Source organism: Streptomyces sp. NPDC059373 (assembly GCF_042751495.1).
Classification (GTDB): domain Bacteria; phylum Actinomycetota; class Actinomycetes; order Streptomycetales; family Streptomycetaceae; genus Actinacidiphila.
The window spans coordinates 149,262-163,127 of record NZ_JBHYXC010000010.1; the positions used below are offsets into that span (position 1 = coordinate 149,262).

Annotated in this window: 15 protein-coding genes; 8 read left to right on the plus strand and 7 right to left on the minus strand. The window is 72.3% G+C overall.

Translation table 11 applies throughout. The features are described 5' to 3' along the window. Positions 1-6 precede the first annotated feature (6 nt). The gene (locus ACFXJ5_RS17185) at positions 7-750 is read left to right on the plus strand and encodes a hypothetical protein (protein ID WP_384631216.1); all 744 of its coding nucleotides are present in this window, start codon (positions 7-9) and stop codon (positions 748-750) included. Here the strand turns inward: ACFXJ5_RS17185 and ACFXJ5_RS17190 are convergent. The 3 genes from ACFXJ5_RS17190 to ACFXJ5_RS17200 all read right to left on the minus strand — a co-directional run bounded on the left by ACFXJ5_RS17190 (position 711) and on the right by ACFXJ5_RS17200 (position 4,839). Further along, entirely contained in the window at positions 711-2,462 is a 1,752-nt protein-coding gene (locus ACFXJ5_RS17190; protein ID WP_384631217.1) for a phosphatidylglycerol lysyltransferase domain-containing protein, read from the minus strand. The two genes, ACFXJ5_RS17185 and ACFXJ5_RS17190, sit on opposite strands and share 40 nt — an antisense overlap. Before the next feature lie 64 nt (positions 2,463-2,526). Next, the gene (gene cobT / locus ACFXJ5_RS17195) at positions 2,527-3,552 is read right to left on the minus strand and encodes a nicotinate-nucleotide--dimethylbenzimidazole phosphoribosyltransferase (RefSeq protein WP_384631218.1); all 1,026 of its coding nucleotides are present in this window, start codon (positions 3,550-3,552) and stop codon (positions 2,527-2,529) included. 72 nt (positions 3,553-3,624) lie between these two features. After that, positions 3,625-4,839 (minus strand): bifunctional adenosylcobinamide kinase/adenosylcobinamide-phosphate guanylyltransferase, encoded by a 1,215-nt coding sequence (locus ACFXJ5_RS17200; RefSeq protein ID WP_384631219.1) that lies wholly within the window; start codon positions 4,837-4,839, stop codon positions 3,625-3,627. A 71-nt stretch (positions 4,840-4,910) separates the two neighbouring features. Between ACFXJ5_RS17200 and ACFXJ5_RS17205 the strand changes: the two genes are divergently transcribed. Beyond that, complete coding sequence (locus ACFXJ5_RS17205) at positions 4,911-5,120, plus strand: hypothetical protein (protein WP_384631220.1); 210 nt, start codon at positions 4,911-4,913, stop codon at positions 5,118-5,120. Between the two features lie 69 nt (positions 5,121-5,189). On the opposite strand, the gene ACFXJ5_RS17210 is transcribed toward ACFXJ5_RS17205, so the two are convergent. Genes ACFXJ5_RS17210 through ACFXJ5_RS17220 form a run of 3 tightly spaced genes read right to left on the minus strand, consistent with a single transcriptional unit; the run spans position 5,190 to position 7,732 of the window. Then, on the minus strand, positions 5,190-6,272 hold the full coding sequence (locus ACFXJ5_RS17210) for a S1C family serine protease (protein ID WP_384631221.1): 1,083 nt from the start codon (positions 6,270-6,272) through the stop codon (positions 5,190-5,192). A gap of 54 nt (positions 6,273-6,326) precedes the next feature. After that, the gene (locus tag ACFXJ5_RS17215) at positions 6,327-7,073 is read right to left on the minus strand and encodes a class I SAM-dependent methyltransferase (protein ID WP_384631264.1); all 747 of its coding nucleotides are present in this window, start codon (positions 7,071-7,073) and stop codon (positions 6,327-6,329) included. A gap of 53 nt (positions 7,074-7,126) precedes the next feature. Further along, positions 7,127-7,732 (minus strand): DUF3043 domain-containing protein, encoded by a 606-nt coding sequence (locus ACFXJ5_RS17220; RefSeq protein ID WP_384631222.1) that lies wholly within the window; start codon positions 7,730-7,732, stop codon positions 7,127-7,129. 200 nt (positions 7,733-7,932) lie between these two features. Between ACFXJ5_RS17220 and ACFXJ5_RS17225 the strand changes: the two genes are divergently transcribed. From ACFXJ5_RS17225 to ACFXJ5_RS17240, 4 genes are all read left to right on the plus strand, one after another. Continuing rightward, positions 7,933-8,706, plus strand: coding sequence for a PspA/IM30 family protein (locus ACFXJ5_RS17225; RefSeq protein ID WP_384631223.1), 774 nt, complete (start codon positions 7,933-7,935; stop codon positions 8,704-8,706). Between the two features lie 29 nt (positions 8,707-8,735). Then, complete coding sequence (gene pspAA / locus ACFXJ5_RS17230) at positions 8,736-9,014, plus strand: PspA-associated protein PspAA (RefSeq protein ID WP_384631224.1); 279 nt, start codon at positions 8,736-8,738, stop codon at positions 9,012-9,014. Positions 9,015-9,162: 148 nt separating this feature from the next. Next, complete coding sequence (locus ACFXJ5_RS17235) at positions 9,163-10,386, plus strand: sensor histidine kinase (RefSeq protein ID WP_384631225.1); 1,224 nt, start codon at positions 9,163-9,165, stop codon at positions 10,384-10,386. Next, a complete protein-coding gene (locus ACFXJ5_RS17240; RefSeq protein WP_384631226.1) occupies positions 10,383-11,051 on the plus strand; it encodes a response regulator in 669 nt (222 codons plus the stop codon). The genes ACFXJ5_RS17235 and ACFXJ5_RS17240 overlap by 4 nt, the downstream gene beginning before the upstream one ends. A gap of 22 nt (positions 11,052-11,073) precedes the next feature. Here the strand turns inward: ACFXJ5_RS17240 and ACFXJ5_RS17245 are convergent, their stop codons facing one another. After that, positions 11,074-12,048, minus strand: coding sequence for a carbohydrate kinase family protein (locus ACFXJ5_RS17245; RefSeq protein WP_384631227.1), 975 nt, complete (start codon positions 12,046-12,048; stop codon positions 11,074-11,076). Positions 12,049-12,180: 132 nt separating this feature from the next. Here ACFXJ5_RS17245 and ACFXJ5_RS17250 point away from each other — a divergent pair, with 132 nt between their 5' ends. Both ACFXJ5_RS17250 and ACFXJ5_RS17255 read left to right on the plus strand, forming a co-directional pair. Next, a complete protein-coding gene (locus ACFXJ5_RS17250; RefSeq protein WP_384631228.1) occupies positions 12,181-12,384 on the plus strand; it encodes a hypothetical protein in 204 nt (67 codons plus the stop codon). A gap of 84 nt (positions 12,385-12,468) precedes the next feature. After that, positions 12,469-13,698, plus strand: a complete 1,230-nt coding sequence (locus ACFXJ5_RS17255; RefSeq protein ID WP_384631229.1) for a hypothetical protein — start codon at positions 12,469-12,471, stop codon at positions 13,696-13,698. The last annotated feature ends 168 nt before the right edge of the window (positions 13,699-13,866 follow it).

The window sequence follows — 13,866 nt, forward strand, 5'->3', positions numbered from 1 at the left end:
ACGGACATGGGTCACTGGTGGTACCGGAACATCGTCGAGCCGGGCAAGCTGCCGCTGCTTCTCGCGCTGGCGTCGTTCCTGCTGACGTTCGCGATCACCCGGACGGTCACCCGGCTGATCCGGGCCGGCAAGGGGCCGTTCCGCAATGTCACCCCCGGCGGCATGCACATCCACCACGTGGTCCCCGGGGTCGTGCTCACCGTCATCGGCGGCTTCGGCGCCGTGTCGAGCAACCGGCAGGGCTGGGCGGCGGGGATCTGCGCCGTGGTGTTCGGGATGGGGGCGGGGCTGGTCCTGGACGAGTTCGCGCTGCTGCTCTACCTCGACGACGTGTACTGGAGCGAGCGCGGCCGCAAGAGCGTGGAAGTGGTCGTGCTGACGGCCGCTCTCGTCGGGCTGCTGCTGGGCGGCTTCCTTCCGTTCGGCGTGAACTCGGTGACCGCCGGCGAGCAGCAGGACCGGGTCGGCGTCGTCCTCACCGTGCTGTTCAATCTGCTCTTCTCCCTCATCGCCCTGGTCAAGGGCAAGGGCCGGCTCGCCGTCGTCGGCATTCTCGTCCCGTTCGTCGCGCTGTTCGGGGCCGCCAGACTGGCCCGCCCCGGCTCGTACTGGGCCGACAAGCTCTACGCCCGCCGCCCCCGCTCCCAGCGCCGCGCCATCGCCCGGGCCGCCCGCCACGACGCCCGCTGGGACGCCCCCCGGCGGCGGATTCAGGACTGGCTCGGCGGTACGCCGGACCCGGACCGCTGACGCCGCCGCTTCCACAGCGACAGCAGACGCGGCGCCTGGATGAATCCCTCGGCCCGCGCGCTCGCGATCCCGATCCGCGGTAGCTCACCGCTCTTCTCGAACAGCAGGTAGCGCGGCTCCCAGATCGGCCGGTACTTGGCGTTCGCCCGGTACAGCGACTCGATCTGCCACCACCGCGAGAAGAACGTCAGCAGCGACCGCCACACCCTCAGCACGGGCCCGGCGCCCAGCCTCGCGCCTCGCTCGAAGACCGACCGGAACATCGCGAAGTTCAGCGAGATGTGGCTGACCCCGACCTCGTCCGCCCGCTGGATCAGCTCGATCACCATGAACTCGATCAGCCCGTTGTCGGAGTCCCGGTCCCGGCGCATCAGATCCAGCGACAGCCCCTCCGGCCCCCAGGGCACAAAGCTCAGCAGTGCCCGGGGTTCCCCCGCCCCGTCACGGCACTCGAGCATCACGCACCGCCCGTCCGCCGGATCGCCCAGCCGGCCCAGCGCCATCGAGAAGCCGCGCTCGGTCTCGCCGTCCCGCCAGTGGTCCGCGCGGTCGAGCAGTGCGTCCATCTCCTCCTCCGGGATGTCCTCGTGCCGGCGGATCCGTACGGTGTGGCCGGCCCGCTTCACCCGGTTGTACGCCTGCCGTACGGACCGCATCGCCCGGCCGTCCAGGGTGAACTCGGCGGTCTCCACGAGCGCCTCGTCGCCCAGCTCCAGCGCGTTGAGCCCGCCGCGCCGGGCGTAGACCGTGCCGCCCTCCTCGCTCGCCCCCATCACCGCCGGCACCCAGGCGTGCTCCCGCGCCTCGGCCAGCCACGCGTCGATGGCGCCCGGCCAGGCCTCCGGATCACCGATCGGATCGCCCGACGCCAGCGAGACACCACCGACGACCCGGTACGCGATCGCCGACTTGCCGCTGGGCGACCACACCACGCTCTTGTCCCGGCGCAACGCGAAGTACCCGAGCGAGTCCCGGTTGCCGTACCGGGCCAGCAGTGCGCGCAGCCGCCGCTCGTCGTCCTCGCCGAGCAGCGCCGTACCGCGCGGGGAGCGGAAGGCCGCGTACAGCACCAGCAGGAAGAGCACCGCGCTGAGGACGTTGATGACGACGTTCACCCACCCGGGCGTCGAGATCCCCGGGAAGTCGGTGTCGCTGCCCGCCAGGGAGACCACCCGCAGCAGCGCATAGCCGAACCGCTGCCCGAAGGTCGAGCCGTGAGCCCGGTTGGTGACCGTCACCAGCGCGGTGGCGAGCAGCCCGCCGACCACCGCGCCCCCGACGGCGACCAGGGCGGCCAGCCTCGGGTTGGCCCGGTCGCCCTTCGCGCGGAACTCACGGCGCCCGAGCAGCAGCGCGGCGAAGAAGGCGGCGGTGACCACCAGCGACACCCAGTTCAGGGCGTGCTCGCGGACCTCCGGGTCGGCCAGCGACAGGGCCAGGAGCAGCAGATACAGCCCGCTGATCACCAGGTTGAGGATCCACGCCGCCCGCTTCCTGCGCCGCATGGTGATGCCGAGGAAGAACGCGAAGAGGGACGAGGTGAAGCCGGCGGTCAGGAGGTAGGGGGTGAAGAACTCATTGATGTTGTGGCGGCGGATGTCGTTGCCGAAGGCGACCCAGACGGCGCTGAGGAGGTTGAGGAACCCCACGAGACGCAGGTACCAGACCGTGAGCGACGCGGAGGCGGGACCTGCGGCACGGACCATTCCCATAAAGGGCGATTTTAGGCGTAATGCACCGGTGGTGGACTGTCCCGCCGCGCCGCCGCCGGCAGCGTCAGAAACGTTCCGGCAGCTCCGCCGCCAGCGCGGCGGCGCCCTGCAGCAGCGGCAGCGCCAGCAGCGCGCCGGTGCCCTCGCCCGCCGTCACGCCCTGGTCGAGCAGCGGCTCGATGGACAGCCGGTCCAGGGCCTTCGCCTGCCCCGGCTCGCCGTTCGTCTGCCCGGCCAGCCACCAGTCCGGCGCCCGGAAGGCCACGCGCTGCGCGACCAGGGCCGCCGCGGCGGTGACCACCCCGTCGAGGATCACCGGGAGCTTGCGTACGGCCGCCTGCAGCAGAAAGCCGGTCAGCGCGGCGAGGTCGGCGCCGCCCACCGCGGCGAGCAGCTGCATCTGGTCGCCCAGCACCGGGCGGGCCCGGCGCAGCCCGTCCCGGATCGCCGCGCACTTGCGCATCCAGGCGATGTCGTCGATGCCCGAGCCCCGGCCCGTCACCACGGAGGCGTCCGTGCCGCACAGCGCCGCGATCAGCACTCCGGCGGCCGTGGTGCCGCCCACGCTCACGTTCCCGAGCAGGACGAGGTCGGTGCCCGAGTCGGCCTCGTCGTCCGCGATCGCCACGCCGGTACGGAAGGCCTGCTCGGCCTCCTCCAGCGTCAGCGCGTCCTCGACGTCCAGCCGCCCCGACCCCTGCCGGACCCGGTGCGGGGATTCCACCTGCACGTCCAGCCCGACGTCCACGACCCGGATCTGGGCCCCGTACTGACGGGCCAGCACATTCACCGCCGAGTCGCCCTCCAGGACCGCGCGCACCAGCTCCACCGTGGAACCGGCCGGGTGCGCCGACACGTTCAGCGCCGCGACCCCGTGGTCCGCCGCGAACAGCAGGACCTTCGGCCGCGCGATCGTCCGCACCGGCACCTGCCCCTGGACCGCCGCCAGCCAGTCGGCGAGCTCCGCCAGCTTCCCCAGAGCCCCGGCCGGCCGCATCACCCGCTCCCACCGGTCGTGCGCATCGCGCCGGACCCCGGCATCGGGGCGCTCCACACGGGAGCCGAAGTCTTCGAGATTCACGCCGCTCACCGGCCGAACACTACCGCCCCGTCGCGGCAGTCGGACCGTTGCATCCGCGCGGACTCCACGGCCGCCCTCCCGTCAGCCCCGCAGCGGGAGCGCCTGCCCGGCCACCACGAGAAGGACGCATTCCGACTCGTCCGCGACCACCGCGTTCAGCCGCCCGAGCTCGTCCCGGAAGCGCCGGCCGCTGGCGGTCGCCGGCACCACCCCGGATCCCACCTCGTTGCTGACGGCGACGACGGTCCGCCGGGTCGCCCGCCAGGCCGCCGCCAACTCGTCGACCCGCGCCCGCAGTTCGCGCCGCCCGCTGTACTCCCACGCCGCGTCGTCCCACGCGCCGACGGCGTCCATCGCATCGGTCAGCCACAGCGCGAGGCAGTCGATCAGCAGCGCCGGCTCGTCCGCGCCCCCCCCGAGCAGCGGCACCAGGTCGCAGGTCTCCAGGGTCTGCCACGCCCCGGGCCGCCGCTCCCGGTGCAGGGCGACCCGCTGGGCCCATTCCGGGTCCCCCTCCCGCACACCTGCCGTCGCGACGTACAGCACGCCTGGGAAGGCGGCGAGCCGTCGCTCGGCCTCCACCGACTTACCGGACCGGGCACCGCCGAGGACCAGCGTCCGGCGGGGCACGTCCGGCACGTCCGCGTACTCGCCGACGACCAGCGTCGTGCCGTCCGGTACGGCCCGCGCGCCCAGCGCCGCCAGCTGCCGCCGCAGCTCGGCCGCGCCCGGCGGCACCGCATGGTCGAGGTGGACGGCGAGCACGTCCGTCGTACGCCCGACCGCGCCCGCCGCCCGGAGCCGGGCCAGCGCGTCGGGCCGCCCCACGACGTCGAGCAGCACCATTTCGTACGCGTACGGCGCCGAGCCCTCGGCCAGTCCCGCGGGCGCGCACCCGGGCGGGAGGTAGAGCAGCCGCTCGCCGTCCGGCCCCTCGACCTCGTAGCCGGACCCGGGGGCGTCCACCGCCACGGCCGTGACGTGGTGACCGGACAGCAGCGCCAGCTCCTGCCCGGCCGCCATCCGCGCGGGCGCGGGGAGCCCGGCGGGGATCTCCACGGCGGGCCCGTCGTGCGGGTGCGACAGCAGCACCTGCCGTACGCCGACGAGCGAGTGCCCGGCGCGGGCGGCCGCGAAGGCGAGCCCGGGCGTGAGGTCGAGCAGCAGCGTGCCGTCCACCAGCAGGGCGGTGGCGGCACGTGCCTGCTCGCCGGTGGCGCAGGCGCAGGTGGCGCAGGGACAGTCGGGGAGGGGCAGGCCTTCGGGGCCTCCGGTGCCGAGGAGAGTGAGTTCCACGTCACGATCCTCTCTCGTCCGTGCACGCTACGCTGCCGGGCAGGCACCCCGAGGGACTGAGGAGTACGGACATGGCGTGGACGTGGCGGTTCGAGAAGGCCGACGGCACCGAGGTTCAGCCCGCGGTTGAGCCGGAGGAGTTCACCACGCAGGGGGATGCCGAGTCCTGGATCGGTGAGGTCTGGAAGGACCTCGTGCAGGGCGGTACGGACCAGGTCGTGCTCTCCGACGACGGCACCAAGATCTACGGCCCCATGAGCCTGCACGGCGACGAGGAGTAGGGCGGCCCGCCTGCGTCCAGGACGGCGGGCGGCCCGGTGGTCAGCGGGCGGCCCGCCACCCCGGGCCGCTCACAGCTGGCCCAGCGTCACGGTCACCGTCTTCGTGGTCCCGCCCCGCTGGAAGGTCACCGCCACCTTGTCCCCGGGCGCGTACGCCGCCAGGGCCTCCGACAGCGACTCGATCGTGGTGATGGGGGAGCTGCCCACCTTGGTGATGATGTCGCCGGCCTGAAGACCGGCCTTGGAGGCCGCCCCGCCCTTGGTGACCGACACCACCGCGACGCCCGCCGCCTCGAAGTTGTCGTTGAGGACGGTCCGGCCGGTGATCCCCAGCGCGGCCCGCCCGGACTCGGTGACCTTCCCGTTCCTGACGATCTGGTTCGCGATCTTGGTGACCGTCGAGGCGGGGATGGCGAAGCCGATGCCGGCCGCCGTGCTGTCGCCGAGGCCGGGTTCGGTCGCCGCGAGGGTCGGGATGCCGATCACCTGACCGGCGAGGTTCACCAGTGCGCCGCCGCTGTTGCCGGGGTTGATGGGCGCCGAGGTCTGCACCATGTTGCTGATGGTCGCGCCCGTGCCGCCGCCGGACGACCCTTCACTGACCGTACGGCCCAGCGCCGACACGATGCCCTGGGTCACGCTTCCGGAGAGCCCGAGCGGGCTGCCCATCGCCAGCGTGATCTGCCCGACCGCGACCTTCGTGGAGTCACCGAAGGTCGCCGCCCTCAGCCCCTTCGGGGGACTGCTCAGCGCGATCACGGCGAGGTCCTGCGCGGGGTAGCTCGAGACGAGCGTCGCATCGAGGGGCGTGTGGCTGTTGACGAGCGTCACCTTGAAGGACTTGGCGTTACCCACCACATGGGCGTTGGTGACGATGTGGCCCTTGTCGTCGTAGACGATCCCCGAGCCCAGGTCCGACGTCGTTGTGATCTGGACGACCGACGGCAGCACGTTCTTCACGACCCGCTGGTACGCGGCCTCCAGATCGCTCGTCGCCGCCGTGTCCGCCCCCGGAGCGGCGGACGCCGACGCCGACGCCGACGTGGACGCCGATGCCTTGGCGGAGGACCCGGAAGAACCGCTGCACCCGGCCAGCGCGAGCGTCGCACAGGTGAGCAGCGCCATGGCAGCCAGGCCCGTGAATTTCCTCATGCCGGAATTGTCGCGTTGGTCGCGCCGCCTCGCCCCTCCGGAGCGGCGGACGGGTCAGCTACGGACCGCGACCAGATGCAGCAGCGCCGCCACCGCCCGGTACGGATCCGTACGTCCCGCCTGCTCCTCGACCGCGAGCAGCCGCTCCCGCTCCGCCGGGTCCTCCGGCGGCGGCACGGAACGGTCGGCGGAGTCGGTGAAGACGCGGACGCCGTACCAGCCGCCCAGCGGCAGGCCGATGCCGGCCAGGGTCGCCGAGAGGGCCTCCAGCCGGTCGGCCCGCACCGGCAGTCCGAGCCGGTTGGTGTACGTCTCCGTGCCGAAGGCGGCCAGCGCGCCGGCCCAGTCGCCGAGCAGGGCGGGCCGCATGGCGAGGGCGTCGCCGTTGCGCACCAGCAGCGAGAGCAACCCCTGCGGGGCCAGTACGCGCGCCAGCGCGGCCAGCATGGCGTCGGCTTCGGGGACGTACATCAGCACGCCATGGCAGAGGACCACGTCGAAGCTGCCGGGCCCGAAGTGCCGGCCGGTCTCGCGGCCGTCGCCCTCGATGAGGGTGACGCGCTCACGTATGCCCTCGGGCTGGTCGGCGAGCGCCGCCCGGAAGGCGTCCAGCATGGCCTGATCGGACTCCAGGCCCGTCACCAGATGCCCGGCGCGGGCCAGCCGCAGCGCCTGGGTGCCCTGCCCGGGGCCGACGTCCAGGACGCGCAGCCGGCGGCCGACGGGGAAGCGGGCGGTGATCTGCTCGTCGAGCTGTCGGGCGACCAGCTCCTGGCGCACGGTGTTCCGCAAGCTGTCCAGCCCGCTCAGCCAGGCCTCGGCGCCTGCCGCGAATCCGGCGGGGACGGACCCGCTCAGAGCTTCGTGCCGCGCTTGACCTGCGGCTTCGGCAGCCTCAGCCGCCGCATCTGCAGGGTGCGCATCAGACCGTAGGAGATGTGGCTGCGCAGCCTGCTCTCCTGCGGGAACCGCTTGTGCAGCTGTCGCCGCAGCGTGATGGTCGTGAAGACCGAGTCGAACACGATCAGGAGGATGACCAGCAGCCACAGCACCAGGCCGAGGTTCTTGATCGCCGCGCTCTGCACGATCGTCATCAGGAGGATGACCACCGCCAGCGGCAGGAAGAACTCGGCGACCCGCAGCCGGGAGTCGATGTAGTCCCGTACGAACTTGCGCACCGGGCCTCGGTCGCGCAGCGGCAGGTAGCGCTCGTCGCCCCCGGCCAGCGCCTCGCGCTGCTTCGCGAGCTCGACCCGGCGGGCCTCGCGGGCCTGCTTGGTCGCCGCCTTGCGGTCGGACGGCACGGTCGCGGCGGTGCGGCGGCGGGTCTGGGAATCGCTGCGCTTGGGCGTGGGACGACCCTTGGGAGCCTGCGGGTCACGGGACTGCCGCTCGTCCTCGAGCACCGTGGTGGTCGAGGCCTTGGCGGCCTGCTCATCTTGGGAACGACGTCGGAACACACTCCCAGGTTACGTGGTCCCGGACCCGTCCCCCAGCCTCCTGGTCATCCCTGGGCCTGAGGACACCGAACTGTGATCGTCCTGCAGGATGAGCGCATCCGCCCCCGAACAGTGGGGTAATGGAACCAGGCCCCGTACTGTGGGGTCTGTAGAGGTGTGCTGGCGAGCTGAATCCGGTGAGAAGGGGGCGCGCGAGGCCCATGAGCGGTGTCATGAAGCGGATGGGAATGATCTTCCGCGCGAAGGCCAACAAGGCCCTGGACCGGGCCGAGGATCCGCGCGAGACCCTGGACTACTCGTACCAGAAGCAGCTGGAGCTGCTGCAGAAGGTGCGCCGGGGCGTCGCGGACGTGGCCACGTCGCGTAAGCGTCTGGAGTTGCAGCTGGGCCAGCTGCAGCAGCAGTCGACGAAGTACGAGGACCAGGGCCGCAAGGCGCTCGCCCTGGGGCGTGAGGACCTGGCCCGAGAGGCGCTGTCGCGCAAGGCGGCCCTGCAGCAGCAGGTCACCGACCTGGAGACGCAGCACCAGACACTGCAGGGCGAGGAGGAGAAGCTCACCCTCGCGGCCCAACGGCTGCAGGCCAAGGTCGACGCCTTCCGTACGAAGAAGGAGACCATCAAGGCCACCTACAGCGCGGCCAAGGCGCAGACCCAGATCGGCGAGGCCTTCTCCGGCATCTCCGAGGAGATGGGCGACGTCGGCATGGCCATCCAGCGTGCCGAGGACAAGACCGAGCAGCTGCGCGCCCGGGCCGGTGCCCTGGACGAGCTGATTGCCTCCGGAGCGCTCGACGACGCGAGCGGACTCGCCAAGGACGACATCCAGTCCGAGCTGGACCGGCTCTCCGGTGGTAGTGATGTGGAGCTGGAACTGCAGCGGATGAAGGCCGAGCTGGCGGGCGGCACTCCGCAGCAGGCGATCGAGAGCGGCCAGCAGGAGACCAAGGACCAGCCCCGGTTCGACAAGCAGTAGCACCGGCACCGGCACCCGAGGAGGGCGTCATGATCGTACGGATCATGGGGGAGGGGCAGGTGAAGGTGGACGACAGCCACCTCACCGAACTCAACAAGCTCGACGACGATCTGCTCGTCGAGCTGGAGAAGGGCGACCAGGCGGGCTTCCGTGGCACGCTGCACGCCCTGCTCGACGCCGTTCGTTCGCTCGGTGAGCCGCTGCCGGACGACTCCCTGGAGCCGTCCGGGCTGATCCTGCCCAACCCGGACGCCACCCTTGAGGAGGTCCGGGAGATGCTCCGCGACGACGGACTGATCCCGGGCTGATCCCAGCTCGAACCGGGTCGGTCACCGGCCCGACGGCGCGCCTGACCGTTGCCCCGGATCCGGAATCCCCGGATCCGGGGCACAGTCGTCTCCCCGCGACCCGTACCGTTGCTGCCTGTACTGCCGGCGCTGTCGCGAGGTGACCTCAGTGAACCCCCTTGCCCGACCGACCAGACGGCTGCGGGCCCACCCCCTGGCGCTCGACGCCCTCCTGGCCGCCGTCGTGCTGGGCGTGATCCTCGGCAGCCTGTACATCGGGCCGGACAAGGCGAAGTACGACTCGTCGGCCTCCGGCGCGGCCCTCAGCGTCCTCGGCTGCGCGGCGCTGGTGCTGCGCCGCCGGTACCCGCTCGGCGTACTGGCGTTCACCTGTGCGGTCACCGTCGGGTACGTCGCCACGGAGGGCGGCCGGGAGAGCGGCCCCGTGGTGGTCTGCGCGGTCGTGGCGCTCTACTCCGCCGCCGCGTACACCGACCGGCCCACGACCTGGCGGGCCGGCGTCCTCACCTGCGTCGGGCTCACCGCCGCCGCGATGCTGGTCGGCAGACGGCCCTGGTACTCCCCGGAGAACCTCGCCCTGCTGGCCTGGACCGGCATGGCAGCGGCGGCCGGCGACGCGAAGCGCACCCGCCGGCCCTACATCGCCGCGATCGAGGAGCGCGCCGAGCGGGCGGAACGCACCCGCGAGCAGGAAGCCAAGCGACGGGTCACCGAGGAACGCATGCGGATCGCCCGCGAACTGCACGACGTGGTGGCCCACCACATCGCCCTGGTCAACGTCCAGGCGGGGGTCGCGGCGCACGTCATGGACACCCGCCCCGACCAGGCCAAGCAGGCCCTCGCGCACGTCCGTGAGGCCAGCCGCTCGGCCCTGGACGAGCTGCGCGCCACGGTCGGCCTGCTGCGCCAGTCCGGCGAACCCGAGGCGCCCATGGAACCCGCCCCGGGCCTCGGCGTGCTGGACCAGCTGATCGACGGCTTCCGTCGCGCGGGGCTCCCCGTCGAGGTCGCCGTCGCCGAACCCGCGCCGTCGCTGCCCGCCAGCGTCGACCTCACCGCGTACCGGGTGATCCAGGAGTCGCTGACCAACGCCCACAAGCACGCCGGCGCCGGGGCCCGCGTCGAGGTCCGGGTCACCCGCGCCACCGACGCCCTGGAGGTCACCGTCCAGGACGACGGCGGAACGTCCCCCGCCGAGACCGCCGAGACCGTCGAGTCCTCCGAAATCGGTCAACACGCGGGCGGCCACGGCCTGATGGGCATGCACGAGCGCACCGCCGCCCTCGGCGGCACCTGCGAGGCCGGCCGCTGCCCCGACGGCGGTTTCCGCGTCCACGCACGGCTTCCGCTCACCGTGGGGGACAAGGCATGACCATTCGCGTGCTGCTCGCCGACGACCAGGCCCTGCTGCGCGGCGCCTTCCGGGTCCTCGTCGAGTCAGAGCCCGACATGGAGGTCGTGGGGGAGGCCTCGGACGGCGCCGAGGCGGTGGCACTGGCCCGCTCGGCCCGCGCCGACGTCGTCCTCATGGACATCCGCATGCCCGGCATGGACGGCCTGGCCGCGACCAGGGCGATCACCGCCGACGAGGACCTGGCCGGCGTCGCGGTCCTCGTCCTGACCACCTTCGAGGCCGACGAGTACGTGGTCCAGGCGCTGCGCGCCGGCGCCTCCGGATTCCTCGGCAAGGGCGCCGAGCCGCGCGAACTCCTCGACGCCATACGGATCGTGGCGTCCGGCGACGCGCTCCTGTCGCCGACCGCCACCCGAAGCCTCATCGACCGTTTCCTCGCCCTGCCCGGCGGCCCCGCCCGCCCTGTGCCGGAGCTGGCCGCCCTCACCGCCCGGGAGCGCGAGGTGCTGGTCCAGGTCGCCGCCGGACTGCCCAACGACGAGATCGCCGACCGCCTCGGCGTCAGCCCGCTCACCGTCAAGACCCACGTCAACCGCACCATGGCCAAGCTCCGCGCCCGCGACCGCGCCCAACTGGTGGTCGCGGCGTACGAGTCCGGCCTGGTGCGCCCCAGCGCCCGCTAGGGCCTGTCGCCGTACGGGAGCGCTAGATCAGGTGCCCCCGCACCTCGTCGGCGGCCTCGTGGCCGTACGCCTTGGTGAACCGGTCCATGAAGCGCGCCCGGCGCAGCGTGTACTCCTGGGTGCCCAGGGTCTCGATGACCAGGGTGGCCAGCATGCAGCCGACCTGCGCGGCCCGCTCCAGGCCGACGCCCCAGGCCAGGCCGGACAGGAAGCCCGCGCGGAAGGCGTCGCCGACGCCGGTGGGGTCGACCTTGGCGTCCTCCTCCGGGCAGCCGACCACGATCGGCTCCTCGCCGGTCCGTTCGATCCGCACGCCCCGGGAGCCGAGCGTGGTGACGCGGTGCCCGACCTTGGCGAGGATCTCCTCGTCCGTCCAGCCGGTCTTGGACTCGATGAGCCCCTTCTCGTACTCGTTGGAGAAGAGGTAGGCCGCGCCGTCCAGCAGTATCCGGATGTCGTCGCCGCTCATGCGGGCGATCTGCTGTGAGAAGTCCGCCGCGAAGGGGATGCCGCGCGAACGGCACTCCTCGGTGTGGCGGAGCATCGCCTCGGGGTCGTCGGCACCGATGAGGACCAGGTCGAGGCCGCCGACCCGGTTGGCGACGGCCGTGAGCTCGATCTGCCGGGCCTCGCTCATGGCGCCGGTGTAGAAGGAGCCGATCTGGTTGTGGTCGGTGTCGGTGGTGCAGACGAAGCGGGCGGTGTGCAGCACCTCGGAGATGCGTACGGACCCGGTGTCCACGCCGTGCCGGTCCAGCCAGGCGCGGTACTCGTCGAAGTCGGAGCCGGCCGCGCCGACCAGGATCGGCCTGGTGCCGAGCTGGCCCATGCCGAAGCAGATGTTGGCGCCGACGCCACCGCGCCGTACGTCCAGATTGTCGACGAGGAAGGAGAGTGAGACCGTGTGCAGCTGGTCGGCGACCAGCTGGTCGGCGAAGCGGCCGGGGAAGGTCATCAGGTGGTCGGTGGCGATGGAGCCGGTGACAGCGATACGCACGACAGGGACGCTCCTGCGGAGGGCGATACGGACCTGTCAACGCTACCGGGTGCCACTGGCCTGCGCCGACACGGCGAAACTACCCGATAGTAGGGCTTTATCCCGTGCTCCGGGATGCCTACTGTCAGGACTATGACCACTTCTCTTCCCCCCACTCCCCCCGCAGAACCCGAATCACTCGCACAGCTGATCGGCGACTGCCACAAGATGGCCCCCCACTGGGAAACCAAGGCCGGTGAGAAGGCGGCGGCGGTCGCCCCCTCGAGCCTGCACGGCATCACCGTCCCGGAGGCGTCCGCGCACGTCGTCGACGGCATGGCCGAGTACGGGGACTGAGCCCCCCGGGCCCCTGGAACCACCGCAGCCGCGGCTCCGTCCAACCGGCGTACGTCGAGAACGGTATGGAGCCGAAGGAGCCGAATGGTGGAAGAGCGTACGCAGGACGGCCGTAGGTACAGGTCCCCGCTGCTGATCGCGGGCGTCGCCATGGCGGTCCTGTTCGCCGGTGGCGGTGGCGCTTACTGGGCCACGACCTCGGGCAGCGGCAACAGCTCGAACGCCTCACCCGGCGGCACCCCCTCCGCGACCACGCTGCCGACCGGCCCCGGCTCGGCGCCGGTCCAGCGCCCCGGCACGGTGTCCCGCGCCGCCGTCGAGAAGCTGGCCAAGGCGCTCGGCGTGCCCGGCACCGTCACGTCCGACGCGGGATTCTGGAAGGCAGGCGGCGGTGCGGGCCCCACCCTCCAGGTTCTCAAGGCCGCACCCGGCTCGTGGTCGTACGCCCGTTACGGCACCGGCGTCCACAGCACGTCCGGCGCGGCCGTCGCCGAGCAGAAGGCCCTCGACAAGGCGGCACCCCTGCTCGCCGCCCTCGGCCTCGGCGGCGCGAAGACCGACGCGAGCCAGACCGCCAACGGGCTGCGTACGGTCAGCGCAGACCCGGTCGTCGCCGGCCTCCCCACGCACGGCTGGAGCACCAGCCTGAAGATCGACCCCGACGGCGTGCTGACCAGCGCCAACGGCCCGCTGTCGCCGCTCACCAAGGGCGACGTCCAGCCGGTCATGAGCGCCGAAAAGGCCCTCAAGAACCTCAATGCCGCCCGTGGCGGCGGCGAAGACCACGGCATCGGCGAATGCCCGACCGTCGTGCCCAAGGAGTCCAAGGCCCCGGGCGACGACCCGAAGCTGCCGACCGTGCTTCCCTGCGTGCCCACCAGGACCCAGCCTCTGAACGTCCGCAAGGCGGTCTTCGGGCTCTCCTCGCAGTACGTGGCCGGCCGGCAGGCCCTCGTACCGTCCTGGCTGTTCGAGGTGACCCAGGCCGGCGTGAAGGGCACCACGACGCTGGCGCAGCCGGCGGTGGACACCACGGAGGCGACGCCGCCGGGCCTGGTCGACATCACGTCCTACACGGTGGACGGCAACAGCCTGAAGCTGAGCTTCTGGGGCGGCGTCTGCAGCACCTACACGGCGTCCGCGGACCAGTCAGGCCAGACGGTGAAGGCGCAGGTCACGGAGGTGCGCAAGCATCCGGAGCGGCCCTGCATCATGATCGCCAAGCTCTTCACGAAGACCGTGCCGCTCGGCAAGCCGCTGGGCGCCCGGAAGGTCGTCGACGCCTTCGACGGCAAGGCGGTCCCGAAGAAGTGACCACACAGAAGTGACCACACAGAAGTGACTGCACACAGAAGTGGGGGGCGCCCCGCCCGGGGGCCCCCCCCGGCCCGCGTGGGGGCCGCACCGGGGGGCCCCCGCGTGTACCCCCCGGGGACCCGCCGGGGCGGCCGGGCCGCCGGCCGGCTCCGCACTCCCGCACAC

Bases quoted from the DNA above. Each gene is read 5' to 3' on its own strand.
- ACFXJ5_RS17225 (WP_384631223.1), top strand. From the start codon at position 7,933: ATGAGCGGTGTCATGAAGCGGATGGGAATGATCTTCCGCGCGAAGGCC.
- ACFXJ5_RS17255 (WP_384631229.1), top strand. From the start codon at position 12,469: ATGGTGGAAGAGCGTACGCAGGACGGCCGTAGGTACAGGTCCCCGCTG.
- ACFXJ5_RS17240 (WP_384631226.1), top strand. From the start codon at position 10,383: ATGACCATTCGCGTGCTGCTCGCCGACGACCAGGCCCTGCTGCGCGGC.
- ACFXJ5_RS17210 (WP_384631221.1), bottom strand. From the start codon at position 6,272: ATGAGGAAATTCACGGGCCTGGCTGCCATGGCGCTGCTCACCTGTGCG.
- ACFXJ5_RS17185 (WP_384631216.1), top strand. From the start codon at position 7: ATGGGTCACTGGTGGTACCGGAACATCGTCGAGCCGGGCAAGCTGCCG.
- ACFXJ5_RS17190 (WP_384631217.1), bottom strand. From the start codon at position 2,462: ATGGGAATGGTCCGTGCCGCAGGTCCCGCCTCCGCGTCGCTCACGGTC.
- ACFXJ5_RS17205 (WP_384631220.1), top strand. From the start codon at position 4,911: ATGGCGTGGACGTGGCGGTTCGAGAAGGCCGACGGCACCGAGGTTCAG.
- pspAA (WP_384631224.1), top strand. From the start codon at position 8,736: ATGATCGTACGGATCATGGGGGAGGGGCAGGTGAAGGTGGACGACAGC.
- ACFXJ5_RS17250 (WP_384631228.1), top strand. From the start codon at position 12,181: ATGACCACTTCTCTTCCCCCCACTCCCCCCGCAGAACCCGAATCACTC.